Origin of the sequence: Salinibacillus xinjiangensis (assembly GCF_009649735.1) — a bacterium.
In the GTDB taxonomy this organism is placed as follows: Bacteria; Bacillota; Bacilli; order Bacillales; family Alkalibacillaceae; genus Salinibacillus; species Salinibacillus xinjiangensis.
Genome location: NZ_WJNH01000016.1, coordinates 1 through 26,996 on the forward strand (window position 1 = coordinate 1; position 26,996 = coordinate 26,996).

The 26,996-nt window shown below is 41.0% G+C and carries 27 protein-coding genes and 2 riboswitches; of the genes, 17 read left to right on the forward strand and 10 right to left on the reverse strand.

Features of this window, described 5'->3' with window-relative positions:
* On the forward strand, window positions 1-106 hold a 106-nt coding region (locus GH754_RS17505), incomplete at its 5' end, for an IS3 family transposase (protein WP_153728279.1).
* A 135-nt stretch (window positions 107-241) separates the two neighbouring features.
* Here the strand turns inward: GH754_RS17505 and tatC are convergent.
* From tatC to GH754_RS17525, 4 genes are all read right to left on the reverse strand, one after another.
* Window positions 242-958: a twin-arginine translocase subunit TatC gene (gene tatC / locus GH754_RS17510; protein WP_153729951.1), complete on the reverse strand. Its 717-nt coding sequence runs from the start codon at window positions 956-958 to the stop codon at window positions 242-244.
* A gap of 96 nt (window positions 959-1,054) precedes the next feature.
* A complete protein-coding gene (locus GH754_RS17515; RefSeq protein WP_153729952.1) occupies window positions 1,055-1,279 on the reverse strand; it encodes a twin-arginine translocase TatA/TatE family subunit in 225 nt (74 codons plus the stop codon).
* A gap of 23 nt (window positions 1,280-1,302) precedes the next feature.
* Entirely contained in the window at window positions 1,303-2,751 is a 1,449-nt protein-coding gene (locus GH754_RS17520; RefSeq protein WP_153729953.1) for an alkaline phosphatase PhoX, read from the reverse strand.
* A 273-nt stretch (window positions 2,752-3,024) separates the two neighbouring features.
* Window positions 3,025-3,162, reverse strand: coding sequence for a hypothetical protein (locus GH754_RS17525; RefSeq protein WP_153729954.1), 138 nt, complete (start codon window positions 3,160-3,162; stop codon window positions 3,025-3,027).
* Window positions 3,163-3,327: 165 nt separating this feature from the next.
* Between GH754_RS17525 and GH754_RS17530 the strand changes: the two genes are divergently transcribed.
* From GH754_RS17530 to GH754_RS17540, 3 genes are all read left to right on the forward strand, one after another.
* A complete protein-coding gene (locus tag GH754_RS17530) occupies window positions 3,328-3,807 on the forward strand; it encodes a hypothetical protein (protein ID WP_153729955.1) in 480 nt (159 codons plus the stop codon).
* Window positions 3,808-4,409: 602 nt separating this feature from the next.
* The gene (locus tag GH754_RS17535; RefSeq protein ID WP_194841399.1) at window positions 4,410-6,536 is read left to right on the forward strand and encodes a methyl-accepting chemotaxis protein; all 2,127 of its coding nucleotides are present in this window, start codon (window positions 4,410-4,412) and stop codon (window positions 6,534-6,536) included.
* Window positions 6,537-6,551: 15 nt separating this feature from the next.
* Window positions 6,552-6,764, forward strand: coding sequence for a hypothetical protein (locus GH754_RS17540; RefSeq protein ID WP_153729957.1), 213 nt, complete (start codon window positions 6,552-6,554; stop codon window positions 6,762-6,764).
* Between the two features lie 32 nt (window positions 6,765-6,796).
* On the opposite strand, the gene GH754_RS17545 is transcribed toward GH754_RS17540, so the two are convergent.
* Window positions 6,797-8,296: a PH domain-containing protein gene (locus GH754_RS17545; protein WP_153729958.1), complete on the reverse strand. Its 1,500-nt coding sequence runs from the start codon at window positions 8,294-8,296 to the stop codon at window positions 6,797-6,799.
* Window positions 8,293-8,787: a PH domain-containing protein gene (locus GH754_RS17550; protein WP_153729959.1), complete on the reverse strand. Its 495-nt coding sequence runs from the start codon at window positions 8,785-8,787 to the stop codon at window positions 8,293-8,295. Before GH754_RS17550 ends, GH754_RS17545 begins: the two co-directional genes overlap by 4 nt.
* A 165-nt stretch (window positions 8,788-8,952) precedes the next feature.
* On the opposite strand from GH754_RS17550, the gene GH754_RS17555 reads away from it, so the two are divergent.
* From GH754_RS17555 to GH754_RS17570, 4 genes are all read left to right on the forward strand, one after another.
* Window positions 8,953-9,708, forward strand: a complete 756-nt coding sequence (locus GH754_RS17555) for an AAA family ATPase (RefSeq protein WP_153729960.1) — start codon at window positions 8,953-8,955, stop codon at window positions 9,706-9,708.
* A 60-nt stretch (window positions 9,709-9,768) separates the two neighbouring features.
* A complete protein-coding gene (locus tag GH754_RS17560; protein WP_153729961.1) occupies window positions 9,769-9,951 on the forward strand; it encodes a hypothetical protein in 183 nt (60 codons plus the stop codon).
* A gap of 13 nt (window positions 9,952-9,964) precedes the next feature.
* Entirely contained in the window at window positions 9,965-10,519 is a 555-nt protein-coding gene (locus GH754_RS17565; RefSeq protein ID WP_153729962.1) for a DUF5673 domain-containing protein, read from the forward strand.
* 684 nt (window positions 10,520-11,203) lie between these two features.
* Complete coding sequence (locus tag GH754_RS17570) at window positions 11,204-11,419, forward strand: hypothetical protein (protein ID WP_153729963.1); 216 nt, start codon at window positions 11,204-11,206, stop codon at window positions 11,417-11,419.
* Between the two features lie 482 nt (window positions 11,420-11,901).
* Here the strand turns inward: GH754_RS17570 and GH754_RS17575 are convergent, their stop codons facing one another.
* Complete coding sequence (locus GH754_RS17575; protein ID WP_153729964.1) at window positions 11,902-12,882, reverse strand: aldo/keto reductase; 981 nt, start codon at window positions 12,880-12,882, stop codon at window positions 11,902-11,904.
* A gap of 178 nt (window positions 12,883-13,060) precedes the next feature.
* Here GH754_RS17575 and GH754_RS17580 point away from each other — a divergent pair, with 178 nt between their 5' ends.
* The 6 genes from GH754_RS17580 to GH754_RS17605 all read left to right on the forward strand — a co-directional run bounded on the left by GH754_RS17580 (window position 13,061) and on the right by GH754_RS17605 (window position 18,403).
* Entirely contained in the window at window positions 13,061-13,495 is a 435-nt protein-coding gene (locus tag GH754_RS17580) for a helix-turn-helix domain-containing protein (protein ID WP_153729965.1), read from the forward strand.
* 2 nt (window positions 13,496-13,497) lie between these two features.
* A complete protein-coding gene (locus tag GH754_RS17585; protein WP_153729966.1) occupies window positions 13,498-14,685 on the forward strand; it encodes a macrolide family glycosyltransferase in 1,188 nt (395 codons plus the stop codon).
* A 63-nt stretch (window positions 14,686-14,748) separates the two neighbouring features.
* The gene (locus GH754_RS17590) at window positions 14,749-15,498 is read left to right on the forward strand and encodes a FixH family protein (protein WP_153729967.1); all 750 of its coding nucleotides are present in this window, start codon (window positions 14,749-14,751) and stop codon (window positions 15,496-15,498) included.
* 206 nt (window positions 15,499-15,704) lie between these two features.
* Window positions 15,705-15,805, forward strand: a riboswitch (TPP riboswitch).
* Between the two features lie 77 nt (window positions 15,806-15,882).
* The gene (locus tag GH754_RS17595) at window positions 15,883-16,659 is read left to right on the forward strand and encodes an ABC transporter ATP-binding protein (RefSeq protein ID WP_153729968.1); all 777 of its coding nucleotides are present in this window, start codon (window positions 15,883-15,885) and stop codon (window positions 16,657-16,659) included.
* Window positions 16,656-17,408, forward strand: a complete 753-nt coding sequence (locus GH754_RS17600) for an ABC transporter permease (protein ID WP_153729969.1) — start codon at window positions 16,656-16,658, stop codon at window positions 17,406-17,408. Before GH754_RS17595 ends, GH754_RS17600 begins: the two co-directional genes overlap by 4 nt.
* Window positions 17,405-18,403, forward strand: a complete 999-nt coding sequence (locus tag GH754_RS17605; RefSeq protein WP_153729970.1) for an ABC transporter substrate-binding protein — start codon at window positions 17,405-17,407, stop codon at window positions 18,401-18,403. Before GH754_RS17600 ends, GH754_RS17605 begins: the two co-directional genes overlap by 4 nt.
* A 57-nt stretch (window positions 18,404-18,460) precedes the next feature.
* On the opposite strand, the gene GH754_RS17610 is transcribed toward GH754_RS17605, so the two are convergent.
* Window positions 18,461-19,888: a hypothetical protein gene (locus GH754_RS17610; RefSeq protein WP_153729971.1), complete on the reverse strand. Its 1,428-nt coding sequence runs from the start codon at window positions 19,886-19,888 to the stop codon at window positions 18,461-18,463.
* Window positions 19,889-20,044: 156 nt separating this feature from the next.
* Between GH754_RS17610 and GH754_RS17615 the strand changes: the two genes are divergently transcribed.
* Complete coding sequence (locus tag GH754_RS17615; protein WP_153729972.1) at window positions 20,045-21,370, forward strand: CoA-disulfide reductase; 1,326 nt, start codon at window positions 20,045-20,047, stop codon at window positions 21,368-21,370.
* 534 nt (window positions 21,371-21,904) lie between these two features.
* On the opposite strand, the gene GH754_RS17620 is transcribed toward GH754_RS17615, so the two are convergent.
* Entirely contained in the window at window positions 21,905-22,381 is a 477-nt protein-coding gene (locus GH754_RS17620) for a glutathione peroxidase (RefSeq protein WP_153729973.1), read from the reverse strand.
* Window positions 22,382-22,506: 125 nt separating this feature from the next.
* On the reverse strand, window positions 22,507-23,871 hold the full coding sequence (gene guaD / locus GH754_RS17625) for a guanine deaminase (RefSeq protein WP_153729974.1): 1,365 nt from the start codon (window positions 23,869-23,871) through the stop codon (window positions 22,507-22,509).
* 202 nt (window positions 23,872-24,073) lie between these two features.
* Window positions 24,074-24,175, forward strand: a riboswitch (purine riboswitch).
* Window positions 24,176-24,403: 228 nt separating this feature from the next.
* On the opposite strand from guaD, the gene GH754_RS17630 reads away from it, so the two are divergent.
* Both GH754_RS17630 and GH754_RS17635 read left to right on the forward strand, forming a co-directional pair.
* Window positions 24,404-25,786 carry a nucleobase:cation symporter-2 family protein gene (locus GH754_RS17630; protein ID WP_153729975.1) on the forward strand — a complete coding sequence of 461 codons (1,383 nt, stop codon included), beginning with the start codon at window positions 24,404-24,406 and terminating at the stop codon, window positions 25,784-25,786.
* A 2-nt stretch (window positions 25,787-25,788) separates the two neighbouring features.
* The gene (locus GH754_RS17635; RefSeq protein WP_153729976.1) at window positions 25,789-26,823 is read left to right on the forward strand and encodes an aromatic ring-hydroxylating dioxygenase subunit alpha; all 1,035 of its coding nucleotides are present in this window, start codon (window positions 25,789-25,791) and stop codon (window positions 26,821-26,823) included.
* Window positions 26,824-26,996: the final 173 nt, after the last annotated feature.

Sequence of the window (26,996 nt, forward strand, 5' to 3'; positions counted from 1 at the left end):
GATAGAAGAATATATTTACTGGTACAACCATGAACGATCAAAAGAAAAATTGGCTGGATTGAGTCCAGTTGAATACCGAACTCAATCCAGCCAATCAGCTGCATAATAAAAACTCTAACTTTTGGGGGTAACCACCATCCACGCACGTTTTTTGTTTTTTTATAATAGGGCTTTGGGGTTGGCTGTTTTTAGTTCTTCCTCTTTCCACCTCTATTTTTATTAACAATAGTTGGAAAATGGGTCAGTGAACCTGTCCCTCCGTCCCTCGGTAGATTATTTTGCTTAATAGGATGCTTGTTTCATATAATAGGAATAATGGAATGATTACAAGGATATCAGAGATAAAATCTGGTGGTGTGATTAGAACAGAAATGACTACGAGAATAAAATAGGAATATTTTCGTAGCTTTGCTAGTTTAACTGGATTGATGAGTCCTAATCTAGTTAGATACATCACAACAGCTGGCATTTCAAACAAAAAGCCAAAGGGTAAGCTAATGTTAATCATAAACCGAATATATTTATCCACCGTATAAAAGGTTTCGAACTGTTCCCCGGCAAGGGACTGGACGAAAGAAAGAACCAATGGAAACAAGACATAATACCCAAAAGCAATCCCGGCAAGGAACAGAAAAAATAATCCAGGGATAAACGCTAAGGTGACTTTTCGTTCTTCTCTTGTAAGCGCAGGCTGGACAAACCTCCATAATTGATAAGCTGCAATGGGAATGGTAGTTGCTACGGCCACAACTCCAGCCATCATCATATAGACCCAAATAATATCACCTGGTCCTAATAACGCTAATTGTCCGTTTAGATCTCTGATTAAAAATTGGTAGACTTGATCTATGAATAGGAAAGAAATCAAAAAAGATAAAATGAATCCAATGAGGATGAAAATGATTCGCTTCCGTAATTCCTCGATATGTTCTATCACATGCATTTCTCTATGATCCATGAGAGACACTCCTTTTCAATACTCTCAGAAAGTGCAACTGGCAAGGTTTAATTAAAATAGAAGGTGTAAGCTTGGGGGGCTTACACCTGAAATGATTTAACTTCCCGTCTTGCTTTGTTTCTTTTCTAGTGAAGGAATGTTATTTAGTTCATTATTTTGAGTTTCTTCATCACTTGACATCAGGTCATTGGTTGATTTTTTAAATTCCTTAAGCGTATTCCCAAATGCACGACCGATTTCTGGTAATTTAGAAGGGCCAAAAATGACCAATGCAATCACGAGTACAAGAATCAAGCCAGGTATTCCAATATTTTGTAACAATTTTTTTCACCTCCTATGAAATCTTATATAATAGGCATTCCGTGACGATGGAAAGCCGCTGCTTCCAGCTGAGACATTCCTTCACGCTCCGCAAATGCCATTAGCTTGTCTGACATTTTAGGAGCAAGTTGCTGAGGAGGATTCGCATGTGCCATGTGACGTTGACGTCCTGAATTTCGTCGTGCAAATGGACCTGTAATGGCAAACGTTATGCCAGGATTTTGAATATTGACGAAAAAGGTATTTCCATCAGTAGAAAAACATGGCCCAGCAAGCTCAGACCCATTTAATACATTCTTTCCGAACTCATATGCTCCACCCTCAGGCGTAATTCCCATAATTCGGTCCTGGCCATCTCCATCTTCAACAAACCAAAGATCGCCCCAAGGTGTGATACAAATATTATCAGGACTTTGCATGTTAGATGCACTTGAACCTTCATAAAATAACTCCAACGTATTGGTGGCCGGAATATAGCGATAGATTTGTCCAAGTCCCTTTTCACCGGCTCCCGTGTCACTAAACCAAAACGCTCCACCTTTAAAGTAGGATCCTTCTAATCGGAAAAATTTAAGGCATCCCTTAGCATCTGCGTCTAAATTTGCTTTTTCCGGATCCACATCCTTCCAAACAAGGCCAAAGGTTTGTCCAGGATTAAAGCCATCTATGTCGGCATTGGGATTTTCTTCAATAGCTGCCGCCTGTAGCCTACCACCTTTTTGTAAAGCACCTGGTTTAGGCTGAGGATCATTTGGAATATAACGATAAAAGAAGCTTTGTCCCCACTGATCTTCTGTCAAATACACAATTCCTGTAGACGGGTCCACATCACATGCCTCGTGAGAAAAAGCCCCCATTTCTTTGATTGGTGTTTTGGAAAGTTTGTTTTCTGGGTCATGTGGGTCGACTTCAAATACATAACCATGACCAAATTCGAGAGTTTCTTCGCATGTCAACCAAGTTCCCCATGGAGTTCCACCACCAGCACAATTTCGAATCGTACCTGAAGAGGTGACATATTCATCCAAGACCTTGTTATTGGGACCGACGATAAGTGCTGTTGTTCCTCCACATACATCTTTCCGATAAGGGTTTTTCCCTTCTACAGGGAGATTAGAATTTTCCCCTAACTCATGGTTTCTTACCAGAATCGTTGAATGATGTTTTCCAGGAAAAGAGGCCATTCCATCAAAATTAGCAGGAATTCTAGCACCATTCGAAAGCTTGTCCCCTTCATTTGAAATCATTTGATACTTGAATCCCCTGGGAAGATTCAAAATTCCATTTGGATCCTTGACTAACGGACCATATCCACTAAAGCTTGGTTTGGAGTTTCTTGGCTTTGCTAAAACCTGTTGTGCAGTACCAAAGGAAAGGAGACCCGTAGCTCCTAATGTAACTGCAGCCGTGCTCATCCCCCCAACTTTTAGAAAATCTCGGCGGTTGATACTCTTCTCATTATGAGTACTCATCAAATGAAACCTCCTAGAATTATTTTGCTGGAATAACCTGGTGTGACAATCTAGTTTCAAACTAACAACTAATTGTTAAATCTATATTGAGAATTAATTAAGGAAGTATTAACTTGGGAAAATAAACCAAATGTACTAGACCAATCGTCGTGAAAGGAGGGGCGGAGGGGACGGGGGGACAGGTACCTTGACCCACTTTGAACGAAAAAACGTGCACATCACTTGTGATGGCACGTTTTTTCATGGGTTAAGTATCGTTTGAAAAGCTCTAATTTAGTATTCAATATCCTCAAAATCCTGTGGTTGCGGGGTTGGTCGCTTTTTCTTTAGTTCTTCCTCTTTTGTAATTTCCTCGTTTATTTCCTGGTAAGCTTTAACTTTATGGTTTTTAGGATTTTTTTTCTCACCCATTTGGTCCACCTCCTTTGTTTTGTATATTTTTTCTGGATTTCCGTTTGTTATGAAAATTTTGTTGAAAAGTGGGTCAATGAACCTGTCCCTTCGTCCCGAATAGCGTTTAGGTTTTTGGGGATTTTAAGGGGTGAGTCTACATGGAAGGTTATGGTGAATTTTATGATGAGGAGAAGAAGTGGGATTTCTAATAGGCATCTGATTTTTAATTTAAGTATCATTCTTATTCCTTGGTTAACGATGATTTTCTTTGGAAAGCGAAATTTAAAACGGTTTACTGTGGCTGGGGTTGTCACAACTGTTGTGGAAATCCTTAATCATATGATCGGCAAGAAACTGGGCTGGTGGGAGTTCTTTGATAAGGATAAATCATTTGTGAAAAATGAACTGCCATTCGATTTGGGTCCCTATATGCCGATGTCGATGTGGATTTTACGATTTACATATGGGAACTTTAAAAAATTTCTATTGTTAAACACCCTTGCAGACGGTCTTTTTACTATTCCAGTCATGCCTTTGCTGAAGAAAATGAAAATTATTCGTCTGCATCGCTTAAGTTATTTACAGTTTTTTATTTATATTTTCTATAAGGCCTTTATTTTATATGGGGTACAGTATTGGGTGGAGAATAGAAGGAATTCATAAGTTAAATAGGTAGGAACCGATACCAACATTTACTGTGGGGAAGCCAAGATTGGTTTTTGTTCCTACCTATGCAGTAATATTAACAGAACATTCGTTCTAAGGACAGGTGTTTTTTGAAAGTTTTATAAAATAAGCCTTTTTACCTGATTGTGTGCTGGTTGACGTGATTAACTGGAAATGGGACTGAATTCGTGAAATTGCGACATGAATGATGGATAAACCGACTTGATTGTGGTATGTTGACTGAATCAAGGGATAAACTGGTAGGAATATAGTAGGAGCTGACATGAATAAACTGCAACCTGACGTGATTCCACAAGCAACTGAATGGATGATTCAAAAAGTTAACGGGAACACATTTGAGCCTAATTGAGCAGACTTGTTGGTTTATTTTTTTGACGGGATTACTGGTTGTACAAACGTGAATAATTTTGAAACTGCAAGGATTATATATGGTGTAGACTGGATTACACATTTCCCCGTACTCAGCTTCACAAATTTACAAGCACAACATGTGAAAAAAATTCAATTATTGTAACTTTTTGTTGAAAATCCATGGTAGAATGATGGAAAGGGTCACCAGTAAAGGAGTGTAAATGGATTTGAAGGGATTGCAGTCCAAATTTTATATAGCAATTATTCTATCATTCTTTATTTTCGTACCAATGGTTTTATCGGCCTTCTATGTGGAGAGCCTTGCGATTTTAATAGGCATATTGTTTTTTGGTAGCGCTTTATTTTTCATAGTTTTATATATGACCTTAAAGTCGATGTTGAAACCGATGATACAAATGGAGAAAGCTACCAATGAAGTGGCTAGCGGGAACCTGAGCTTTGACGAAAGTGGAGAAATGGGGGAGCTCTCACAGTCGTTTGATCAGATGGTTTCCAGTATTCATCAACTAATCCAAAAAACGAATGGCCTATCAGATGAGGTCACAATATCATCTGATGAATTGTCTCTCGTCATCAAGGAAATACGGGATATTTCTGACCGTGTGACCGATTCGATTCGTCAAATTTCCAATGGCTCTATCAGTCAAACGGAACAGGCGAAGGAAAGCTTAGGGGCTATGGTTAACCTGCAGGAAACGATTTCAGAGGTAAGTGAAAAAGTATTGAATCTATCAAATGTGGCGTCCAATGCCTCTGAGGAAGCTGAGGATGGAAAGGGATATATTGATCAAAATATTGACCAAATGGCCATGATTAATGAGTCTGTACATAAGCTTGCAAAGTTCATCGAAAAACTAAATAGCCAAACGTCAGAGATTGATAATATCATAGAAGTGATTACGAATATTTCCAAGCAAACCAATTTACTTGCTTTAAATGCCAGCATCGAGGCGGCACGAGCTGGGGATCATGGGAAAGGTTTTATGGTTGTTGCAGATGAAGTGAAAAAATTAGCAGATGAGTCGGAACAAAGTGCGAATCAAATTTCCTCCATTATTCATGAAGTAAATGAAAATGCTCTGCAGGCTGTTGATTATACGAAGGTGTTGACGGCAGAGACGGACAAGGGAACCTCTGTCGCGAATGATACGAGTAAAAAACTGTTGAATATTATTGATTCTATCCAGCATATTTCCAGTGAATTTAACACATTATATGAGCTTTCAAACACGATTTCTAATCACTCTACAAACGTGTCAGAGCTGATGAACCAGACGATTCAAATTTCTGAGGAGAACACAATTGAAGTGGAAACGGTAGCGGCATCATCCGAGGAAAACCTCGCTTCGATGGAACAGATGCAGGAGATGTCGGATAGGCTAAATCGTCATGCGAAGGATTTACGATTGTATGTGAGTCAGTTTGATCGAACGAAGCAGTTTAAGTTAGGACTTTCATTGCCAACTGCCTATCATGGCTGGATGGGGGCGTTGGTGGAAACGACGAAAAAGGAAACATTGAAGCATGAACATATGGATACATTGTTTTTAACGTCTAAAAATGCCTCCGAGCAGCATAGAGACATGAGGGAATTTCTAGATGCAGACGTGGATGCGGTGGTCATTCTCCCCCATGATGATTCCGTTACACCGTTAGTGGAAGAGGCTTATTCCAAGGGGATTGATGTGTTGATCCTCGACCGGGATTTGAATACGAGCAAATATACGGTCTATCTTGGTGGAGACAATGAGGAAACAGGAAGAGGATCGGCCGAAGTTTTAGTGGATACCTTAAAGCAGGAAAAAGGTGAGGTAAACGGGAGAATCATTGAAATTAAAGGAGTACAAGCTCCCATTTCCGACATTCGCCGTAAAGGATTCATTAATATGATTGAGAAGTACCCGGGAATCGAGCTTGTTGCCAGTGAGTTTGGCGATTTTGACCGGGAAAAGGCCTATAAAGTGACGAAAAGATTGCTGAAGGAACACCATGATGCTGAATTTGTGTATTCCCATGATGACGACATGACGATGGGGATTGTTCGAGCCATCCGTGACCTTGGAAAAGAAAACGAGGTTCGAATCCTCTCCTGTGCAGGGATGAAGGACGTCTACAAAATGATAAAAAACCATGAACGACCGAAAATTCTCGTTTCGGTGACCTATTCGCCGACCATGGGGGCAACAGCGGTTGATTTTATGACCAAGTATCTTGAGAAAAAGGAGTTAGTAGGGAACTGGACGAAGATTGATGATAAGAAGTATATTATTCCAGGGATTAAGGTTACAGAAAGAAATATTGAAAAACATTATGACCCGAATGCGAAATGGTAAATTAGGAGAGAGATAATGGAACCATCTAGAGTGAAACCTAAGAACAAATGGGATACGATAAAGAACATAAGCATACTGTTCAATGCTATTGGTTTGATTTTTCTTTTTATCGATGTAGCCATTGATAATGAACCAAAGATATTGGGAATCATGCCTATGCTTTTATTTACTATAGGTGTACCTCTTTCATTTTTAGCGGATTATTTTGTGAGAAAGACGAATAGATAATCGTTTATATGCTTAACGCATGGGTAGTTTATTTACCCATGCGTTTTCATGTCTTGCTGTCTTCCTTTATACCAGGTGAAAAATTTATTTGCCCAATCGATTGGCACGTCATCAATAGAAGTATGTAAAACAGGATTGGCCCGATTTACAGTATCTAATGTGGCTAAACCAAGCTTTTGCTGTACGATATTACGTGAAGCTGCTACCTCAATAAACTTGCTGCGCTTGCTGATAAACATAGATGTGCTAAACCCTCCACTCTTAAACTGAAGGTACTGGTTATTGATCGTAAAACGTGTTTGGGTATAGTTCAGTATTCTTGAAGCCGTGATCAAAACAAGTAATAGGATCGAGAGTACCCACCAATACTCCGATAATCCAAATATGTCCGGCTTCCAAAAGTAGAGTCCTATGGTTGCGATGATCCAAACCCAGCTTGGCGTTAGTATACGTAGCCAAAAGACTTTTCTTGGTAGGCGGTACATCGTATTTGAAATTTCATAGGTTGGCAATAATTCAGCAATTAATTGATAGGCTCTATCTATAGGGAGAAATGGATAAAGATTGTTCACATCGGATTGATCCCCTTCTTTACCTCCTGCACAAACAAGCTTTACTTCCGCGAGCCCAAGGATTCGCTTCATCAGTGACTGATTCACTTGGATGGCCTGCACGTTTTTCTTCGTAATGGAAAAAGCCGTTTCTTCTAAAACACCTTTTGTAATATAAATTTTGCCTTCATCAGAGGCAATCTCGTATTTTCCGTAACGCAAATAAGTCCAGAGGATGCCAGCGCCAATCACAAGCAGGGCCAATGAAAGGACTGCAATTGCGATCATCCACCAAGCCCCCAAGAGAAAAGATATAACACCATCAGCCTGTTGCTCAAATGGAAAGGAATCCTCAAGCTTAGAGAGTAAGGATGCACCAATTGGGATGACAGCTAAAAAACTGAGAGACGTAAATGAAGCCTTCAATACTTCCTTTTTGGTTGGATTGAAATGAATGGTTCGTTCTGGTTCCACAGAGTTAGGCTGAAATTCCTCTTCCTCAAGCTTTATATTTGCTTCCTCATTCGCTTCTTTATTCTTCAGCTGAAAGACTTCTTTTTGCAAACGTTCAGCCTCTTTGTGCGTGATAACCTCAAATTTTACAGAACTATTATCCCCCTGAGAGGTAGTTTCAAATGTGATAGATGTAACACCCAATATGCGATGGATTAGCTTGTTTTCCCGCTTCACATGTTGGATTTTTGAAAAAGGAACGGTTTGCTTTTTCTTATTAAACACACCCTCTGTCAACTCAAAGGCTGTGTCGGTCAGTCTATATTGAAGTGTCAGCCATTTGAGCACAATATAAATCATACTAATAGTGAAGACCACTAGGAAGGCGATTCTTCCATATTTCACCCACCATGATTCAGAGCCAGCTTGGAGAACAAATAATAGAAAAATAAAGAAAAATGCATTCTTAATAAGTTCCCATAAATCATAGAGGATTTGAAAGGGATGATGTCGTTTCATTTTACTCATTCGCCCATCTCCTCCACTTTCGCGTATTGCGCAATGGTGTTTCTTAGTTTGGTGGCGACCTCTTGATCAAGAGCTGGAATCGTGTGTGAGGAGCCCATGGTTTGCACGGATAATGAATAAAGGTCGTATTTTCGCAGTAATGGCCCTTGCTTTGTTGAGACGGACTGGATTTTTGTCATCGGTACTAGCTGATGCTCTTCCTTAAGAGCTCCGTGCTTTAATTGCAAAAATTCCTCACTGATATCGTAACGCCAGTGTTTGTATAAGAAATAAGGTCTAATGAATCCCCAAATGGCGCCTAGAATACCCAATACAGCTAAACCGATGAGAACCCATCCGACCCAATCGACCCATGTGAACTTGTAATCAAATATAAAGAGAACGATGAAGACAATGAATCCAATCAGATTCTCTATAGCTTCGCGGAGTAACCATACTTTGACTGATTTACTCGATAATTTATGTTCTGGTGATTGTAGTTGCTCATTCAATATGTAAGCCTCCTCATACTTAATAGATTTAAAGAGTTTGTTTATCCGCATCGATTATACTACGAGTGCATGCGCTATACTAGATACGAACAGCCTACACGGTTTGTTTCAAACGATTTACAATATGTTATTCTATACTTACCGAAGTATTCAGGAGGACCCTTGATGAGATTAAATCATGTTAGTCAATATATTCGCGAGGTTGAATTAAAGAGGGAGCAAATTTTATCCTTTGACAGGTTTCCACTTTCGCTCCCGGTTATTAGAAAGTTTAAGAATCTAAAACTGCATCCTAATGTGACTTATATAATTGGTGAAAATGGTATGGGAAAATCTACTTTGCTTGAAGGAATTGCCATTGCCATGGGCTTTAATCCTGAAGGGGGCACGTTTAATTTTAATTTTTCAAGCTATGATTCTCATTCCAATTTGGACCAATATTTGAAAGTGGTAAAGGGAGTACATAGAGCGCGGGATAGCTTTTTCTTTCGTTCAGAAACCTATTATAATGTAGCAACGAACATTGAGGAATTGGATAAAGAACCAGAGGGAGGAGGGAAGATCATTGATTCATTTGGGGGAAAATCTCTTCATGAACAATCTCATGGGGAATCTTTTTTCGCCGCTTTTAATGAACGTTTTCAAGGAAAAGGAATCTACATCTTAGATGAGCCGGAAGCCGCTTTGTCTCCGCTACGGCAATTGTCTATGTTAGCTAGAATTCATGAACTAGTTCATCAAGGCTCTCAGTTTCTAATCTCGACTCATTCGCCGATATTGATGGCATATCCTGAAGCGAAAATCATTGAGCTTACAGAGGACGGGATGCAAGAGGTACGCCTTGAGGAAACTCATCATTATCAGATTATGAAACAATTTTTTGATGATCGGGATCGGTTACTGCATCACCTGTTTAATTGAAACATATTGAGAGGGTCACTCGTATGATTTATTAGGAAAGCCTTTTTGGGAGGGTGAAAAATGCGTTGGAATATGCTTGTCGGTACCTTGCTAGGTTTTACCATCTCTTTTTTAATCATCAGCTTTTGGCGGGATGAATTTGAGTGGATGAATTTATTGTTCGTGCTTTTAGGTGGAGTGATTGCTAATGTAGTCTTTGCTCTCTTGATTCCAAAGGATACAGAGAAAAAGTGGAAAAAGTGAAGGTGGTTTTCTCATGAAAATAGTTATGAATATACTCGTACTCGTTGTTTTAAGCTATTATACTTTTCATTTTATTCAGGTGATGGTAAAGATGAAGAACAAGATGGTATTTCCGTCAACCGATGAGGAAATGGCTGCGATTAGAAAAGGCCCGCAAAAAGCATTGGATTTACCCCATTACTCCAAACAAAAATTGGGAATTATTTTTTACTCTGTAACACTATTATTTGTGACGTCAATGTTCATCGCAGGGCTATTACAAGACTTTGTTTGGTCTTTTTATCTTATGATTTTTGTACCATTGGTTCACGTTCGAGACCTGTTTAATATGTTTGGATTTGTTGAAGACGGTGTGCTTAGCGGAAGCCGGTTTATCCCTTGGGAAAAAATCAAATCCTACTCATTTGTCCGTATTGATGTAAACCACAGATTTTACGGCCATTCGAAAGAAGTTAATGATCGGTATGAATTGAGGATCAAGTCGAGATTGGGTACTTATAGCTGTGTGGTTTTGACGGATGAGGTAAAGGAGAAAATGGAACGAATTTTACAAGAACGAGTAGCATAAAAGTGGGTTGGGGGGACAGGTACATTGTCCCGTTTTTTGGGAGGGGCACCATTCCAAATATAAGGAATGGTGCTTTTTAAATTGCAGAAACTAAACGTGTTAGGTGGATGACGGGAATAGATGAGTTTTGGGCAGAATTAGATGTGAGTTGACGTGATTAATAGAGTTTTTGACGTGAATGAAGCGGGTTGACTGAATAAAGGGTAAGCAGACTAAATTATAGAACCAGTGGACGTGAATAAGTATGTGGGTGAAATGTTTATAAAAGTAACGGATCGGAATATTCATGAAGGTGACGGGATCAAAATAAGGCCAAATCAACCGGACTTGGTGAAAGTGCTTTTTGATCGAATTCTTCTTTAAACTGACGGGATTAATTCAGGGTCAAACTTGATTCCTGAGTGAAATAGCTTGATGAAAAAACTTCCTGATACCAATTTATAACTGGTTCACTTCAGGCGTGAAATCATTACAAACCACATCATAAAACACACGAGTTTTCTCAAGGAAATCTCGTGTGTATTTATATGATTATATCCAGGTTTAAAAGATTTCATAGAGTCTATTGAATGAAATTCACATCGTAATTAACACGAGTGAGAAATTTAGTGTTAGTGAAAGATTGAAACATGTTTCGAATGTTAATCGTATTTAATCCTAATAAAATAAATGGGGGTGAAACTAATGAGTGTTGTGACTAATGAAGAAGATTCAGTAAAAGTGGTGTTTGTTTATCAGAAAAATGAACAAATTGAAGAAACGAACCTTAATTCAGCTCAACTAACGGCATTATTAAATTCAAAACAAGTTTGGATTGAAAAATTTAGTAATAACCTTAAAATAGAAAACACTGTTTGGTCTTATGGGGATAAAGTTGCATTACAAGTTTATTTGAAATAGCGTTCCCCCTTTTGCAAAAAGGAATGTGAAGGACTACACTTAAACAATCGGAGAGCGTTTCTGGAACAAGCAGGAACGCTAATTTTTATATTGAAGCAGGATATCACATAGGAAGGAAGGAGGTGTTTAAGGGAAATTCCAAAATTTACTTATAAAAGATGAAAGTATTCCAAAACAAGGGTTGGCTTATTCGATAAATTCTAATAAAAAATAATAGGTTCAATCCATGAAGCGAATATTTCATCGGAAAAAGTTGGAAATAAACTAATAAAGCTATTTAAGTTTCTTTTTTTGAATACATTAATAGAGTTATTGTAGAGAATTTTGAGTTGGAATTATTGGATGAAGAAAGAATTATAAAAACTTAGGGCTTAGAGATAAATTTCTCTAAGCCCTTTTTACGTTTGATTAAGCATTTTGCACTTCACAAGTAAACCCTTTATACCAATTTATCAGGAGTTTTTCATTTCATTATATAAAATTTATGAAAACCCAAGCACTGGATGCGGAACATATGGCTCTTCCAAGTGCTGGACTTCTTCATCTGTCAGTTTCACTTCAAGAGCGGCCGCCGCATCCTCTAAATGGTGTAGCTTAGTCGCCCCTACAATCGGGGATGATACGGGTTCTTTTTGCAGCACCCAGGCAAGAGCAACCTGGGCACGTGGTACTCCGCGTTTTTTCGCGACCTCTTTGACGCGTTCCACCACTTGTTGATCAGATTCTTCAGTATGAGAATAGAGCATTTTACCAAACTCATCTGTTTCCTTTCGCTTACTCGATTCCTCCCAATCTCGCGTCAAACGGCCGCGTGCCATGGGGCTCCAAGGCATGACGCCGATTTTTTCCTCTTTACAAAGGGGGAGCATTTCTCGTTCTTCCTCGCGATATAATAGATTCAGATAATTTTGCATGGTAACGAACTTGGTCCAGCCGTTTTGCTCAGCAACATGATTGGCCTTCAAAAATTGCCAGGCATACATGGATGATGCTCCTATGTAGCGTGCTTTTCCAGCCTTGACCACATCATGCAATGCCTCCATGGTTTCCTCGATTGGCGTGTTGTAGTCCCAGCGGTGAATTTGGTAGAGGTCCACATAATCCGTGCCCAGGCGCTTTAGGCTATGGTCAATTTCCGCCATAATGGCTTTGCGCGAAAGTCCAGCTCCGTTTGGCCCTTTGTGCATCCGGCCGTTCACCTTTGTTGCGAGGACGATTTCATCCCGGTTCGCGTAATCCTTTAGTGCACGGCCAACAATTTCCTCACTGGAGCCATTTGAGTACACATTGGCTGTGTCAAAAAAATTGATGCCGAGGTCGAGGGCTTTCTTGATGAAAGGGCGACTGTCTTCTTCGTTGAGTGACCAAGGGTGTTTACCTCGATCCGGTTCGCCGTAGCTCATGCAGCCAAGGCAGATTCGTGAAACGTCTAGGCCAGTGTTGCCTAGTTTGGTGTATTCCATGGGTTTGCCTCCTTTTTGAGATTTTCTGTGAATCGTACGTCATGTTGTTAACCTTATTTTACCATATCATATACTATGAAATTCACACTGCCACAGTTATTAACAAAAATTGTATCATTCACTTGATAGACTTCCCCTGAACTCTCCTATATAGTAAACCCTATAAGGAGCTGAGAATATGATTGGTATGAATATTCGTGTTTTACGTAAGAAGCATAAAATGAGTCAGGAAGCACTTGCTGAAAGGGTTCACGTGTCACGCCAGACGGTAGCCAAGTGGGAAAATAATGAGGCGCTGCCTGATATACATAAATGTAGGCTTTTATCGGACATTTTTGAGATCACCTTGGATCAGCTATCCGGGAGTATGAGTGAGGAAGAGGTCGAGCGGCTGGGACCAAAGGGGAAGCAGTTCTTTGGTGTGGTAAAGGTCGGCGAGCGGGGACAGGTGGTCATTCCGAAACAAGCACGGGATATGTATCAAATTCAAGCTGGTGATAAGCTGGTCGTTTTAGGGGAGGATGCGACAAAAGGCATTGCCATTCTCAAAAGTGATAGCTTCCTAGAATTTGCCGATATGATCCGAAATGCCGAGTTAGGAGATGAGGAATAAAGATGAGTCGAATTGTATTTTTTTCAATCCCAGCACATGGACATACAAATCCCACATTACCGGTGGTTTCGGAGCTAGTCGAAAGGGGACATGAAGTCTGGTACTACTCCTTTCATGAATTTCAACAAAAAATAGAGGCTGCTGGAGCAACTTTTATTTCCTGTGATGAATTTTTACCTGAAATAGCCGAGGCGGAATTGAATCGTAAGGTAGGGAAGGATTTTGCCGCTTTAATTGAAATGGTGGCTGATACGACCATTGCTCTGGATGAAAAAGTGTGTGCAGAATTAAGAGAAATTCAGCCGGATTGCATTGTTTCTGATTCAGTCTGCTTTTGGGGAAAGTTATTTGCCAAGAAGCTTGGAATTCAGTATATCTGTTCGACTACTACCTTTGCCTTTAACCAGCATACTGCGAAATTGATGAAGCCAGGGATCAAAGAAATGGTACGGATGATCTTTGGGATGCGGCGGATTCATCAAAAAATGGAGTTGCTGAGGTCCCATGGGTATGAGGTGGATAATTTTATTTCCATTATTCAAAATGATAATGAGACAGATACCATTGTTTACACGACGAAGAAATTTCAACCCATGGCTGAGACCTTTTCCGATCGATATGCTTTTGTGGGACCTTCCATCGTAAATTCTCCTGAGGCAGCGGAAGAGAAGCGGGGGAGAAAGGTCGTCTATATTGCCCTCGGGACTGTTTTGAATAAAAACAAGAACTTTTACCAAAATTGTATCAAGACCTTTGCTGACCGTGATGTTGAGGTTGTGATGTCAGTTGGAGAAAAAACGGATATCAGCTCTCTTGGGATGATTCCTGATAATTTCACGGTGAAAAATCGAGTGGATCAACTGGCTATGTTACAGAAGGCAGATGTTTTTATCACGCATTGCGGGATGAATAGTGTGAATGAAAGTCTGTATTACGGTGTCCCGATGGTTTTGTTTCCGTTACATAGTGAACAGAGAGTTGTTGCTGAGCGAGTGGCTGAGCTTGGGGTTGGGACGAAATTAAAGGGGAGTAAGCCGAAGCTGCTGGATGAGGCGGTTGGTGAGGTGCTTGCCAATCCGAAGTTTCAGGAAAATGCTAATAAAATGTCCGTGGATTTTCAGAATGCTGGGGGACGCGCTGAGGCGGCAGATATGATTGAGTCTAAAGTGATGAGGCTTNGAAAGTTATGATATTTATGGTATATTCCTCTTGAGAGTATGAGTACATTCAAAAAAACAACGGAGGACTACGTAATGAAGAAAATAGGTTTTATGTTATTAATGCTGCTGATGATCACATCATGTGGAAATGAAGACGGAAATGAGACCGAACAAAAAACAGAAGGACAAGAGAAACCAGAAGAAATACAAACTCTAGATGTTGATTTTCAGGTTCCCGATAAGGCTGATGTGGGTGAAACCATTGAATTAAAAGCAACGGTAACCTATGGGGATGAACAGGTAACAGATGCAAATGATGTCAAAATTGAATACTGGAAGCAAGGACATGAAGATGACAGCACCATGGTGGAGGCGAATCACGTTGGTGAGGGGATATATGCTTCTAAAGTAACGTTTGAAGAAGATGGCGTTTATGAAATGTATGCACATACAACAGCTAGGGATTTACATACGATGCCGAAGAAATCCATATCAGTCGGTGAAGGTGCGCAAAACGAAGAGGATCACGAAGCGGAAGGCCACGACCACTCTGAGCAGGATGAAGGTGTCGCTATTCATTTTGATGCACCTGACACCATCAATGCAGATGAATCTGTCGAATTGATTGCGCATGTAGAAAATGATGGAGAGGGATTAAAAGGTGCGAATGTGCGTTATGAAATCGTGGATACGGATTGGGTTGATACGGAAGAAACAGCTGCTGGTGAGTACACGGGCTCATACTCTTTTAAGGAGGTTGGGAGTTATACGGTTGTGATTCATGTGGAGAATGATGAGGGGATACATGAGCATACGGAGAGGGAGATAGAGATTGGTTCGTGACCCTCTTTTTGAATGAGAAAATATCCATCAGGTACGCTTTTAGAGCAACTAAACTCCCCGTTGCGACATTAATAAGGCGGGAAGTTTTAATATTTTAATTAGCAAGAAAGGTTAATGGTCGGGACAATGGACCTGTCCCTCTGACCCATGTCCCTCCGTCCCATTCTGTGTTATACTATTATCAAATGAAAATTTCATAAATTTGTCAGTAACACTAGGGGAGTCACATGTTGACTGAGACGGATATTCCGGACCCTTTGAACCTGATCTGGTTAATACCAGCGTAGGGAAGTGGTGGATCACAAATATAAGATTAACTTGTATAAAGCCACTTTTCTATCAAAGAAAAGTGGCTTTTTTTACATAGGGGGGGAATCATTTCAAATGAATGATGTGGCTTTAACATTGAAAAATATCGATTTCCGTTATGGACAGAGTGAGAAGGTAAATGAAGCGTTGTTTATTTTTGAAAATCTACATCTTTATCTGCGAAAGGGGGAATTTGTAAGCATAATTGGTCCAAGTGGCTCAGGAAAAAGCACCATTTTTCGGTTAATCACGGGTCTTGAACACTCTGACGCTGGAACGATTTTGATTGATGGCAAGGAGACTGGCAATCGGTTAGGTGAAGTAGGCTATATGCCACAGGAAGATTTACTGATGCCATGGCGCACCATCATCGAAAATGCAGCGTTACCTTTAGAGATACAGGGGATGAAAAAGGTGCAAGCGTATCACAAGGTTCGCCCCCTATTAGCGGAAATTGGGCTTGGTGGCTATGAGGATTACTTCCCGAAAGATTTATCAGGAGGCATGAAACAGCGAGTATCGTTTCTTCGCGCAGCTTTAACGGGGTCTCATGTGTTACTGCTAGATGAACCATTTAGTGCACTGGACGCCATCACGAGGATATCCATGCAAGAGTGGCTACTCAAACAGTGGAGAATGCTAGAGAAATCAATATTATTTATTACTCATGATGTGAATGAAGCCCTATTTTTATCTGATCGAATCTACGTATTAACGGGTTATCCAAAAAAGCCTATACAAGAAATAACGGTTCCTCTTAACCGGCCAAGGCAACTGCTGGATTTAAACAAACCGAAGATGTTAGCGCTGAAAGATCAACTTATTGGTCAGTTAAGAGGTGGGTCTAGATGAAAAAACGAATAGCAAATCTATCATCTATCATACTCGTTTTCATCATGTTAATAGGCTGGGAAATAACCGCTAGAATTATTCGTCTACCTTTTGTCTTACCCTCCCCGGTGGAGATTTTGATTCGACTTTGGGAGCTAAAGGCGGAATTGGGGTCGACACATCTACCCGCTACCCTTCTCATTATCATGGTCGGTTTAACCATCTCAATCCTATTGGGAGTAGGCTTAGCCGTTTTGATGAATCTAAGTAAGTCTGTGGAGCGGGCGCTTTACCCGATTATCATCTCCTCACAGACAATCCCAATCATTGCACTTGCTCCCATTTTTGTCCTTTGGTTTGGTTATTCCATTTGGAGCAAGGTTGTGGTGACTGTTTTGATTACGTTCTTTCCTATTGCGGTGAATACGTTTGACGGGTTTCTATCCGCTAAGAAGGAGTATAAAGAGTTATTACTGACGATGGGGGCCAGCAAAAAAGATATCTTTTTAAAAGTGAGCATCCCATCTGCTCTTCCTTATTTTTTCTCAGGGTTAAAGGTAGCCGTCACGTTGAGTGTGATTGGAGCAGCTATTGGGGAATGGTTAGGGGCACAAGCGGGTCTTGGTTATTTTAGCAGAAGAATGATGACACAATTTGACGGCGCTGGCGTTTTTGCCCCGATTGTCTTGCTGTCACTGATTGGAATTTTATTATTTTTAGTTGTTGTAGGAATGGAAAAATGGCTATTAAATTGGAGGAATGAAAAATGAAAAAAATGTATTTGTTTTTGATGGCGATTGCTTTGATATTTGTGATGACAGCTTGTTCTGAAAATGAAGAGGCAGGGGAGAGTGATGAGCTAACGGAAATCGATGTCATGTTGGATTGGTATCCGAATGCTGTACATAGCTTTCTCTATGTCGCACAAGAAAAAGGGTATTTTGAAGATGAGGGGATTAAGGTGAATATCCAGTATCCAGCTAATGCGACAGACCCCCTAACCTTAGCAGCTGCTGGAAAAGTAACATTAGGTTTCTATTATCAACCTGATGTTGTGATGGCGAGAGCGAATGAAAATGTGCCTGTGAAAGCAGTTGGTTCTATCGTCCGTTCTCCATTAAATCACGCCGTTGTACTTGAAAATAGTGATATACAAAGCCCTAAGGATTTAGAAGGAAAAAACGTTGGCTATCCAGGGATTCCTTTAAACGAGGCCTTAATTCAAACAATGGTAGCAAGTGATGGGGGAGACCCGGAAAAAGTGGACCTGGTGGATGTAGGTTTTGAATTAGGTTCATCTCTAGTGACTGAGCAAGTGGATGCTGTCATTGGGGCATTTGTCAACCATGAGGTTCCCGTCTTGAAGCATGAAGGACACAACACTCGTTATTTCAACCCTGTTGATTATGGTGTTCCTGAATATCATGAACTGATTGCGGTAACTAGTGATCAAACGTGGGAAGAGAATGAGGAAGAAATCAAAGCATTTTGGCGTGCCGCAACCAAAGGATATGAATTTATGGCAGAAAACCAAGATGAGGCACTAAAGATTTTATTAGACAATCAGGAGGAAGAGAATTTTCCATTGGTAGAGGAAGTCGAGGCGGAAAGTATGGAAATCCTTTTACCGAAGATGGAATCTGAGAACGGATTTGGAAGTCAGGATAAGGATTCATGGCAAGAGACAATCGATTGGTTAAGTGAAGTGGGCTTAATAGAAGAGAAGCCGTCTGTTGAAGATATTGTTGTAGACGTTGGTGAATAAAGGGATATTGCGGAGATTGATGGGACAGGGACCTGTCCCCCCGTCCCACATATCATACTAGAACAGCAGCAATGCGCATACCATGGTTATAAGCAGGCCTGTGACAACAGGGATGAAGCTTTTTCGGACGAGGTCGATGACGGATATTTTTGCGAAACCCGCAATGGCGATAATGGGGGACCATGCGACAAGTGTGCCACCGCCGACCCAAATGGCGCCAATTTGGCCAATCGAAGCAAGCGTGGTTGGATCCATACCTGTTGAGGCAGCCAATGCTTCCGAAAGCGACCCGATTAAAGGTAGGGCGGAGAAGCCAGAGCCGTCAAGACCAGAAACCATCCCTAAAATCAGTACGCCTAATGCGGTGAAAAAGGCGTTGTTTGGAATATAGGCCTGCCCTTCCTGGACTAAGTCGAATAGGAAGGAAGGGGTCGTTTCCGGGTCAGTACCAAAAATTTGTCCGGCTAATTCGCCGCTTCCGATAAAGAAAAAAGCAGCAACAGGAATTACGAGACCCATGACTTTAAAGGCAAACACGAAGCCATTTACGATATGGTCGCTCACTTCCTGAAGTGTTTTTTTGTAATCACGGAAAAGGGATATCATAATAATTATGAGAATCGCGGTACCGCCAACAAGGGCAGAACCAGCGCCATCTTCAATGGCAGGTACGAGATTTGAAAAGGTTGCAACAATGACGTATGTGACAATGATTAAAAAGATGAATGGAACGAGAAATGCGAAAATGGGACTGTATTTGCCTTTTTTAACCTCGGTGTCATCTGCTCGAAGGTTTAAGTCATCGTCTCCGCTATTTTCCCAATCAGTCAGGTTTTGTTTTGCTGGTTTTTTCATGGTTTTGCGAAACATGAAATAAGCTATAGTTAGGGAAACTGCTCCAGCAATTAGAGACAGAATTAAGGTTTGAATTCCAATAGCACTCGCCTCAAGAGCACTACTACTCGAAGCGGTTAATTCTGGTGCAACCTTCAGTACGAAGTCGGATGATAGTGCCATACCGTGACCGGCAAGAGAAATCGCAACCGCAGCCCCCATTGGTGCAAGCCCAGCTCGAATCGCTACTGGAATCAAAAGGGCGCCAATTAGTGGAACGGCTGGTGCTGGCCAGAAGAATAAGGATAAAACATACGTGACGACGACTAGTACCCAATAGGCTAAAGTTCCGTTTTTCATGACCTTTTGAAATGGCTGAACCATTTGCTCATCTGCGCCTATTGATTGAATTGATCGCAGAAGAGCTGTCATAATGGCAATGATCAAGAAGATATTAAACAGCTCAGACGCTGCTGTTAAGTTAGCATTAAAAATAGCTTGAATTCCGTCTAAAAAAGAACCTGTAAAGGCCCATGCAACGAAAAAACTCATAACTAACGCTGGTACGACCACATTTTGCCTAAATAACATGGTTAGAATAATGAAGAATGTTCCGGCTAAATATAACCAATGAGCTAAAGTTAAATCCATGATGCATCTATCTCCTTTATCTAGGAATATAGAAAACCACGATTATACTATGTGCAATTTAGGCAGGTGTGAGGAGGGGACGGGGGGACAGGTCCCGCGTCCCAGAGGGACAATGGACCTGTCCCCCTGTCCCACTTTTGAAAGGAGGAATGGGGTTTGCGTTATGTCATTATTGGTGGTGTGGCTGCTGGGATGAGTGCGGCGATGGAAATTTTTCGTACAGATTCTTCAGCTGAAATTACGGTGCTTGAACGTGGTGAAGTGTACTCCTATGGGCAATGTGGCTTGCCTTATGTTGTTGATGGTATCATTCCTTCCATTGATCATGTGATTGCCCGGAGTGTGGAGACATTTAGGGAGAAGTATAAGATTAATGCCAAAGTCAATACAGAGGTAACTGACGTGGATGTAGAGCAGCAGCTTGTAAGTGGAATTCATACAGAAACAAAAGAGCCTTTCCAGGTTTCATATGATCGTTTGCTCATTGCTACGGGGTCTGACCCGATTGTTCCGGAATGGGAAGGAGTTCAACTAGACGGAATTCATACCTTAAAAACACTGCCGGATACGGAAAATATTATGAAGGATTTAACGGATGTGAAGCAAGCTACTATTGTTGGTGGGGGATATGTAGGCTTAGAAATGGCCGAAAGCTTTAAAACTCTCGGCAAGGAAGTAAGACTTATTCAACGTGGTGAGCAGCTTGCGAACATATTTGATACTGATATGGCAGAATTGATCCATGAAGAAGCTAGCCATCAAGGGATTGAGGTCATTCTGGGGGAGTCAGTAGAAGGCTTTGCAGGTAATAAGCGGGTGGACACGGTCATCACTGATAAGCAGTCCTATCAAACGGACATGGTATTATTGGCGATTGGAATACGGCCAAATACAGGCTTTTTAAAAGAGACAGGTATCCATAGGAACAAGCAAGGTGCCATCCATGTGAATGCTTATATGGATACGTCGGTGAAAAATATTTATGCGGCTGGCGATTGTGCTACCCAATATCATATCGTGAAACAATTGGATGACCATATTCCACTTGGCACGACTTCGAACAAACAAGGGAGAATTGCTGGGGCTAATATGGCAGGCAATCCTTTAACCTTTAAAGGGATTGTTGGAACGTCTATTGTAAAATTTTTTGATTTAACCTTAGGGCGTGCAGGATTAACCGAAAAAGAAGCAAAACAATTAAACCTCCCCTATAAAGTGCAGACCACCAAGGCCAATTCACATGCAGGCTATTATCCGGGCCGTGAAACATTGCATATCAAAATCCTTTTTCATAAAGAAACCAACCAATTACTTGGCGGTCAGGTCATTGGTCAAAAGGGTGTGGACAAACGTATTGATGTGTTAGCCACCGCTTTATACAATCAAATGACGGTTCACCAGTTGCTGGATTTAGATCTTGCTTATGCACCACCCTATAATGGCGTTTGGGATCCGGTGCAGCAGATGGCGAGGAAGGTATGAGGGGCTTACTGACTAATGTGAAGGACAAAGTTCATTCGGGGGAGTATGGCGATGTCCGTGAGACGTTGGATCAAGACCAAAAGTCATACAGAGGGCATGCAATGTCCATGAGAGAGTAATTCAAGGACAAAAACAGCCCTAAAGAAGTAGACTGTGTCCATGAGAGACTCCATCAAGGACAAAGCATCCTTTAGAAGGCAAAAAAACGTCTTTGAGCATGCTTACGCCATTAAGCAATCTCCCCTAAATCTAACAATCTATAACAGAACATCCCCTCTGAATAATTCCACCTATTCCGGACACGCTAATGACTGGCAATGCTTATAACATCAATTGTAACGGAGGGTAAACGATGGTTAAGGACTCTTATGCACCGAAGAAAAAAAGAAACCCAGACAAGAAACAGCCTGATGACGAGCAAAAACGAGGAAAAGGCAAATCTGGAACTCGTGGAGGAAAGGATTAACGTTAATAAGTTTCGGATGCAATGTTGAATAAAAAAGGGGTGCTGTTCAGAACAGCACCCCTTCGTTTTTACACTAATTCAGCAATATCCTTCTCGATTTTATGAGGCTCAGTGGTAGGGGCATAGCGTTTAATGACTGCACCTTGTTTATCCACAAGAAATTTCGTGAAGTTCCATTTTATATTTTTCGATAGGGTCCCTTTTTGCTGATCTTTTAGGAACGTAAATAGGGGATCTGCATGCTCGCCATTGACATCAGTTTTGGCAAACATAGGGAAGGTTACTCCGTAATTGACCTGACATAATTCTATGGTTTGTTCAATTTGGTCAAATTCTTGATTGTTAAACTGGCCACATGGAAAGCCTAAGATTTCTAATCCTCTGTCATGGTACTGATCATAAAGCTCTTGGAGACCCCTGAATTGATCTGTCAATCCGCATTTGCTAGCTGTATTCACGATGAGTAAAGGCTTCCCTTCATAATCTCTCAGTGATTGTTTCTCGCCATTCGCCTTTTGAACTGTAAAATCGTAAACAGTTGGCATCCTAATTTCCTCCTTATGCTAAATCCATTCGCGTGCATCTTTACAATGAATCGTAACATAAACAGTTCATGGTCGTAAGCAAAACGAATAAAGGATATGGACTACCCCTTACACCAGGCTATTAATTAATTTGAATGTACTTTTTCCCCTTGAACCCAAACTTCACGGATATTGACCGGCTTCACATGATACATCATCTTTTGAAAAACATCATAAAGTTCTTCCTTTTCATCAAAAATCGGTAATCTATTTCCCTTCGCTTGCGTATCTACAATTTGTACGTCCCAAGCATAATTTTTTTCTAAACGACCGACGGGTAAGCTCAGACTTTCGCCGCCACCTGCTGTTGCTAAATAAAAGGCTTCATTGATGGTAATGCGTGAACCTGCCACCCCGCGTTTTTCTGGAGGGAGAGACGTGTCTACTCCGTCCTCTAACATCCTGGATGAGACCACAGCCTGCTTGGCATTGTCGTAAAGGCTTGGTGTGGCACCTGCTGAAATGTCTGTACCTAAGCCAATATCAACGCCTTTGGAATGAAAGCGAGAGATTGGAATTACACCATTGGCAAAATAGGCGTTGGATAATGGGCAATGTCCAATTGCTGTTCCAGTTTGAGCAAATAAGTCTACATCCTTGTCTTCTAAATAATTACAATGAGCCATGACGGATTTTTCGCGTAAAAGTCCAAAGTCTTGTAAGGCAAAAGCGTCATTTTTGTGGAATCTTTCCTTGACATAGCCATGCTCCCAATCGCTTTCGCTGCAATGGGATTGGACGTGTGTATTATGTTTTGCTGCTAATTCCCCTAATCCCTGTAACGCCTCGTCGGAGCAGCTTGGAATGAATCTCGGTGTCACAACTGGGTAGACACCTTGTTTGGTTGATTTGGCTAGCTTTTTCACGTCTAAAATAAATTCTTCTGTTTCAACTAATGCGGTTTTTGCGTCTAAATCCCGGTAGTAATCAGGATTTTGTTCCGGATCATCTGCGACCACTTTTCCGACTAAACCGCGCTGTCCTTTTTGGGCACAAATTTCCGCTAATAAGAAACTCGCCTCCTTATGGACGGTGGCAAAATACAGGGCAGTTGTCGTCCCGTTTGCTAATAATGTCGTGACAAGATCATTATAAACCTCCCTAGCAAAAGCCAAATCATGAAATTTTGACTCGAGTGGAAAGGTGTAGGTATGTAACCATTCATACAAAGGAAGGTCTAATGCTGTTCCAGACTGGGCCCATTGTGGAGCGTGGATATGCAAATCGACAAACCCAGGGAGGATGTATTGTCCCTCTGGTAGGCGATAAAAGTTATCCTTGCCTTTGTACTCGTAGATTAGAGTTGTATACAGTTTCTCTTCAGGTGCCACCACGTTCTGAATCATCCCATTTTCATCTATACAGAACAGATAGTCTTTTAGAATTTGTATTTCCGTTTTAGATTGGCTCGTGAAAGCAGTCCCAAGAAATATTCGCGAATAATCATTCATGTTATCACCTCATCGTTCGTGTTTTTGGGTATAATAGCCATTATAAGGGATTGAAAAATAGAAGTCCAATCGAAAAAATATAAGGACTTACAAGTAGGTTGAAGTCAGTTAAATCAAGGGTTTTGTCAGGATCACTCGCGATTTCAAGGTATGTTTTCACTAAAAACATACTTGTAATGTGAAAAATGAATGTTATACTAAACACAAACAAAATCATGTTTTTCATATAATCGCGGGGATATGGCCTGCAAGTTTCTACCGGACTACCGTAAATGGTCTGACTATGGAAAGCGAGTACGGATGACATCTATGTTTGTAGGGGTCGTCTTGATTTCGGTCTTATAAAGCTCGAAGTACATGCTTTCACATAGTGAAGCGTGTGTTTCGGGCTTTTTTATACGTTCAGGGCAATCGGTAGATAGTATAGGTGCAACTAGGCAATCGCCGGCACCCTACGCCATAGGGCTAACCAAGGTGGGACAGTGTACCTGTCCCCCTGTCCCGCGGGTTTAATTAAGGAGGAGTTGGAAGAATGGAGAGTACAGCGAGAAAATTGGAAGCTGAGAATAGGGAAGAACAGAGTAGTAAGGATGAGAATATTTCTGTTGGGAAGTCCTTTTTTGTTGGTTTGCAGCATGTGTTGGCGATGGATCTTTTTATTCCTCCCATTATACTGGCTGGATTATTAACGTTTTCTGTAGCTGATAGTGCTTTACTTATTCAAATGACCTTTATCGCCTGTGGTATTGCGACCCTTATTCAAGCAGGCTTTGCTATGAAACTACCAGTTATGCAGGGGCCTTCCTTTGTACCACTTAGTGCACTGGCTGCTATTGGGACGACTTCAGGTGTTGGAGCGATGATTGGAAGCTTAATTCCAGGCGCGTTGTTGATTGCTTTATTAGGACGTCCACTGAACTTGTTTAGTAGAGTCGTGAAAAAATTTATTCCGCCAATTGTTGCGGGTACGGTGATTGTTGTGGTGGGGATTTCCCTTATGCCTAGCGCAATCAATTCGATATACACTGCACCGGGAAGCTTTAATGCAAATATGTTAGTGGCTTTTATTACGGCTGGAATTCTTATTTCTTGTATGTATATAGGAGAAAAGGTCAAAAACCGATTTAGATTTGTGAAACTCGCTTCTGTTATTTTAGCACTAGGAATTGGAACGATTGTGGCATCATTCTTTGGATTAGTTGATTTTTCATCGGTTGCAGAGGTATCATGGTTTGCTTTACCAAGTATTTTCGCGTTTGGTATGCCAACCTTTGAGCTAGACGCCATTCTCATTATGCTAGCAATCTATTTAATCGTAGTGATTGAAACGACTGGGACATGGTTTACTGTTGGAGAAGTAACGGATGAAAAGCTAGATGAGAAACGTTTGAATGGTGGAGCATTTGGAGAGGGCTTAGGCTGTTTTGTTGGCTCATTCTTTGGCGGTACCCCTGTTACAGGATACTCCTCCAATGCGGGAATCATTGCGATTACAGGTGTGAAGAGCCGTAAACCGATTTTAGCAGGTGGTGTGATTCTAGTAGCCTTAGGAATGATGCCAAAATTAATGAACGTGATAGCAAGTATTCCAGCTGTTGTGATTAATGGCGTGTTTGCGATTCTATGTGTGGTTATTATGATGAACGGATTTAAGGTAGTAAAAAATTCACCATTTACGGAACGAAATATGATTGTCATTGGTGTTCCCATTATGATTGCGTTATTTGCTGTTCTTTTACCAGCAGATATTTCAAGTAACCTGCCAAACCTCGTCACGTACTTTGTTTCTTCAGGAACAGCAGTAGGGGCGATCGCCGCACTTATTCTGAATTTGGTCCTACCTGAAAAAGAGGAGGACAATAAGGTTGTAAGTATGGGGACGACTGAAAATGGACCAATCATGGAGGGGAGATAACGATGCATCAAGATAAATTATGGAATGAATGGCATCCTGTGTGTAATGCAGAGGAACTAAAGGACGATCCCAAGCAGGTATTTGTGCTGGGCGAACGAGTAGTGATATTTCGAAATGATAAAGGGGTTCATGCCTTTAAAGACTTATGTATTCATCGCGGGGCAGCTCTTTCCTTAGGAAAAGTGAAGGACGGAAATTTAGTCTGTGCTTATCATGCTTGGGAATATAATTCAGAGGGAACGTGCGAGAAAATCCCTGCCTTACCATGTGAAAGACCCATTCCAAAGAAGGCGCGTGCAACCGTTTATCACTGTGAGGAGTACCTCGGACTCATTTGGGTGAATCTAGGAGACGAACCAGCACCATTGATTCCATATCCAGAGCATGACAAAGAGGGGTATCGAACCATCATTTGCGGTCCCTATGAAGTTAAGGCCAATGCACCACGAATTATTGAAAATTTCCTCGACGTATCTCATTTAATGTTCGTTCATGAGGGAATGTTAGGGGATGCGAATCATGTAGAAATTGTAGATTATGATGTAGAATTTATCGATGGTCGTTTGATTACAAGTAAGATCCCGGTGTTTCAGCCAAATGCAGATGGCCGTTCGAAAGGGGGATACACGGATTATGTGTATGAAGTGTTAAACCCGACAACCGCTAGATTTACCAAAACATCTGAAGGTTCAGATGAAGAGTTTACCATTTTAACTGCTGTCAATCAGGAGGATGATGAGCAGTGTAAAGTCTTTATGCTGTTAACGAGAAACTATGATTTAGATCAGCCAGATGAACCGTTTCGAGAGTTTCAAGACGTAATTTTCTATCAGGATTTAGATGTGGTGGAAAGTCAGAAGCCTGAGCTCCTTCCGTTAGATCTACAAATGGAAATGCACTTAAAATCAGATGCACTGACCATTGCTTATCGTAGATGGTTGGATGAGTTAGGGATTGAGAACGGGACAATGCCGGTGGGGGATGAGAAACGAAATCAGATAAGAAAACTGAAGAGTAAGGAGTCAGCAAGGGTTTAGAATATTTCCTCGCAAATACCACGGGTATTTGCGAGGATTCTTTTAACTGATAACTCCTAAATCAGTCGTTCTAGCTCTTGCTTCTCTTCAATCCCTCATCATGATCCCTCCAAATATACGTTAATTCTGGCGACAATTATGTGATTGTAGTCACCCAATCTAAAATATTTGAA

What these genes read in the sequence shown, in the direction of transcription:
- GH754_RS17620 (WP_153729973.1), bottom strand. Translation starts at nt 22,381, where the DNA reads ATGCCAACTGTTTACGATTTTACAGTTCAAAAGGCGAATGGCGAGAAA.
- GH754_RS17520 (WP_153729953.1), bottom strand. Translation starts at nt 2,751, where the DNA reads ATGAGTACTCATAATGAGAAGAGTATCAACCGCCGAGATTTTCTAAAA.
- GH754_RS17595 (WP_153729968.1), top strand. Translation starts at nt 15,883, where the DNA reads ATGAATGATGTGGCTTTAACATTGAAAAATATCGATTTCCGTTATGGA.
- GH754_RS17525 (WP_153729954.1), bottom strand. Translation starts at nt 3,162, where the DNA reads ATGGGTGAGAAAAAAAATCCTAAAAACCATAAAGTTAAAGCTTACCAG.
- GH754_RS17600 (WP_153729969.1), top strand. Translation starts at nt 16,656, where the DNA reads ATGAAAAAACGAATAGCAAATCTATCATCTATCATACTCGTTTTCATC.
- GH754_RS17635 (WP_153729976.1), top strand. Translation starts at nt 25,789, where the DNA reads ATGCATCAAGATAAATTATGGAATGAATGGCATCCTGTGTGTAATGCA.
- GH754_RS17565 (WP_153729962.1), top strand. Translation starts at nt 9,965, where the DNA reads ATGAAAATAGTTATGAATATACTCGTACTCGTTGTTTTAAGCTATTAT.
- GH754_RS17630 (WP_153729975.1), top strand. Translation starts at nt 24,404, where the DNA reads ATGGAGAGTACAGCGAGAAAATTGGAAGCTGAGAATAGGGAAGAACAG.
- GH754_RS17605 (WP_153729970.1), top strand. Translation starts at nt 17,405, where the DNA reads ATGAAAAAAATGTATTTGTTTTTGATGGCGATTGCTTTGATATTTGTG.
- GH754_RS17580 (WP_153729965.1), top strand. Translation starts at nt 13,061, where the DNA reads ATGATTGGTATGAATATTCGTGTTTTACGTAAGAAGCATAAAATGAGT.
- GH754_RS17590 (WP_153729967.1), top strand. Translation starts at nt 14,749, where the DNA reads ATGAAGAAAATAGGTTTTATGTTATTAATGCTGCTGATGATCACATCA.
- GH754_RS17545 (WP_153729958.1), bottom strand. Translation starts at nt 8,296, where the DNA reads ATGAGTAAAATGAAACGACATCATCCCTTTCAAATCCTCTATGATTTA.
- GH754_RS17570 (WP_153729963.1), top strand. Translation starts at nt 11,204, where the DNA reads ATGAGTGTTGTGACTAATGAAGAAGATTCAGTAAAAGTGGTGTTTGTT.
- GH754_RS17575 (WP_153729964.1), bottom strand. Translation starts at nt 12,882, where the DNA reads ATGGAATACACCAAACTAGGCAACACTGGCCTAGACGTTTCACGAATC.
- guaD (WP_153729974.1), bottom strand. Translation starts at nt 23,871, where the DNA reads ATGAATGATTATTCGCGAATATTTCTTGGGACTGCTTTCACGAGCCAA.
- GH754_RS17555 (WP_153729960.1), top strand. Translation starts at nt 8,953, where the DNA reads ATGAGATTAAATCATGTTAGTCAATATATTCGCGAGGTTGAATTAAAG.
- tatC (WP_153729951.1), bottom strand. Translation starts at nt 958, where the DNA reads ATGGATCATAGAGAAATGCATGTGATAGAACATATCGAGGAATTACGG.
- GH754_RS17560 (WP_153729961.1), top strand. Translation starts at nt 9,769, where the DNA reads ATGCGTTGGAATATGCTTGTCGGTACCTTGCTAGGTTTTACCATCTCT.
- GH754_RS17540 (WP_153729957.1), top strand. Translation starts at nt 6,552, where the DNA reads ATGGAACCATCTAGAGTGAAACCTAAGAACAAATGGGATACGATAAAG.
- GH754_RS17530 (WP_153729955.1), top strand. Translation starts at nt 3,328, where the DNA reads ATGAGGAGAAGAAGTGGGATTTCTAATAGGCATCTGATTTTTAATTTA.
- GH754_RS17610 (WP_153729971.1), bottom strand. Translation starts at nt 19,888, where the DNA reads ATGGATTTAACTTTAGCTCATTGGTTATATTTAGCCGGAACATTCTTC.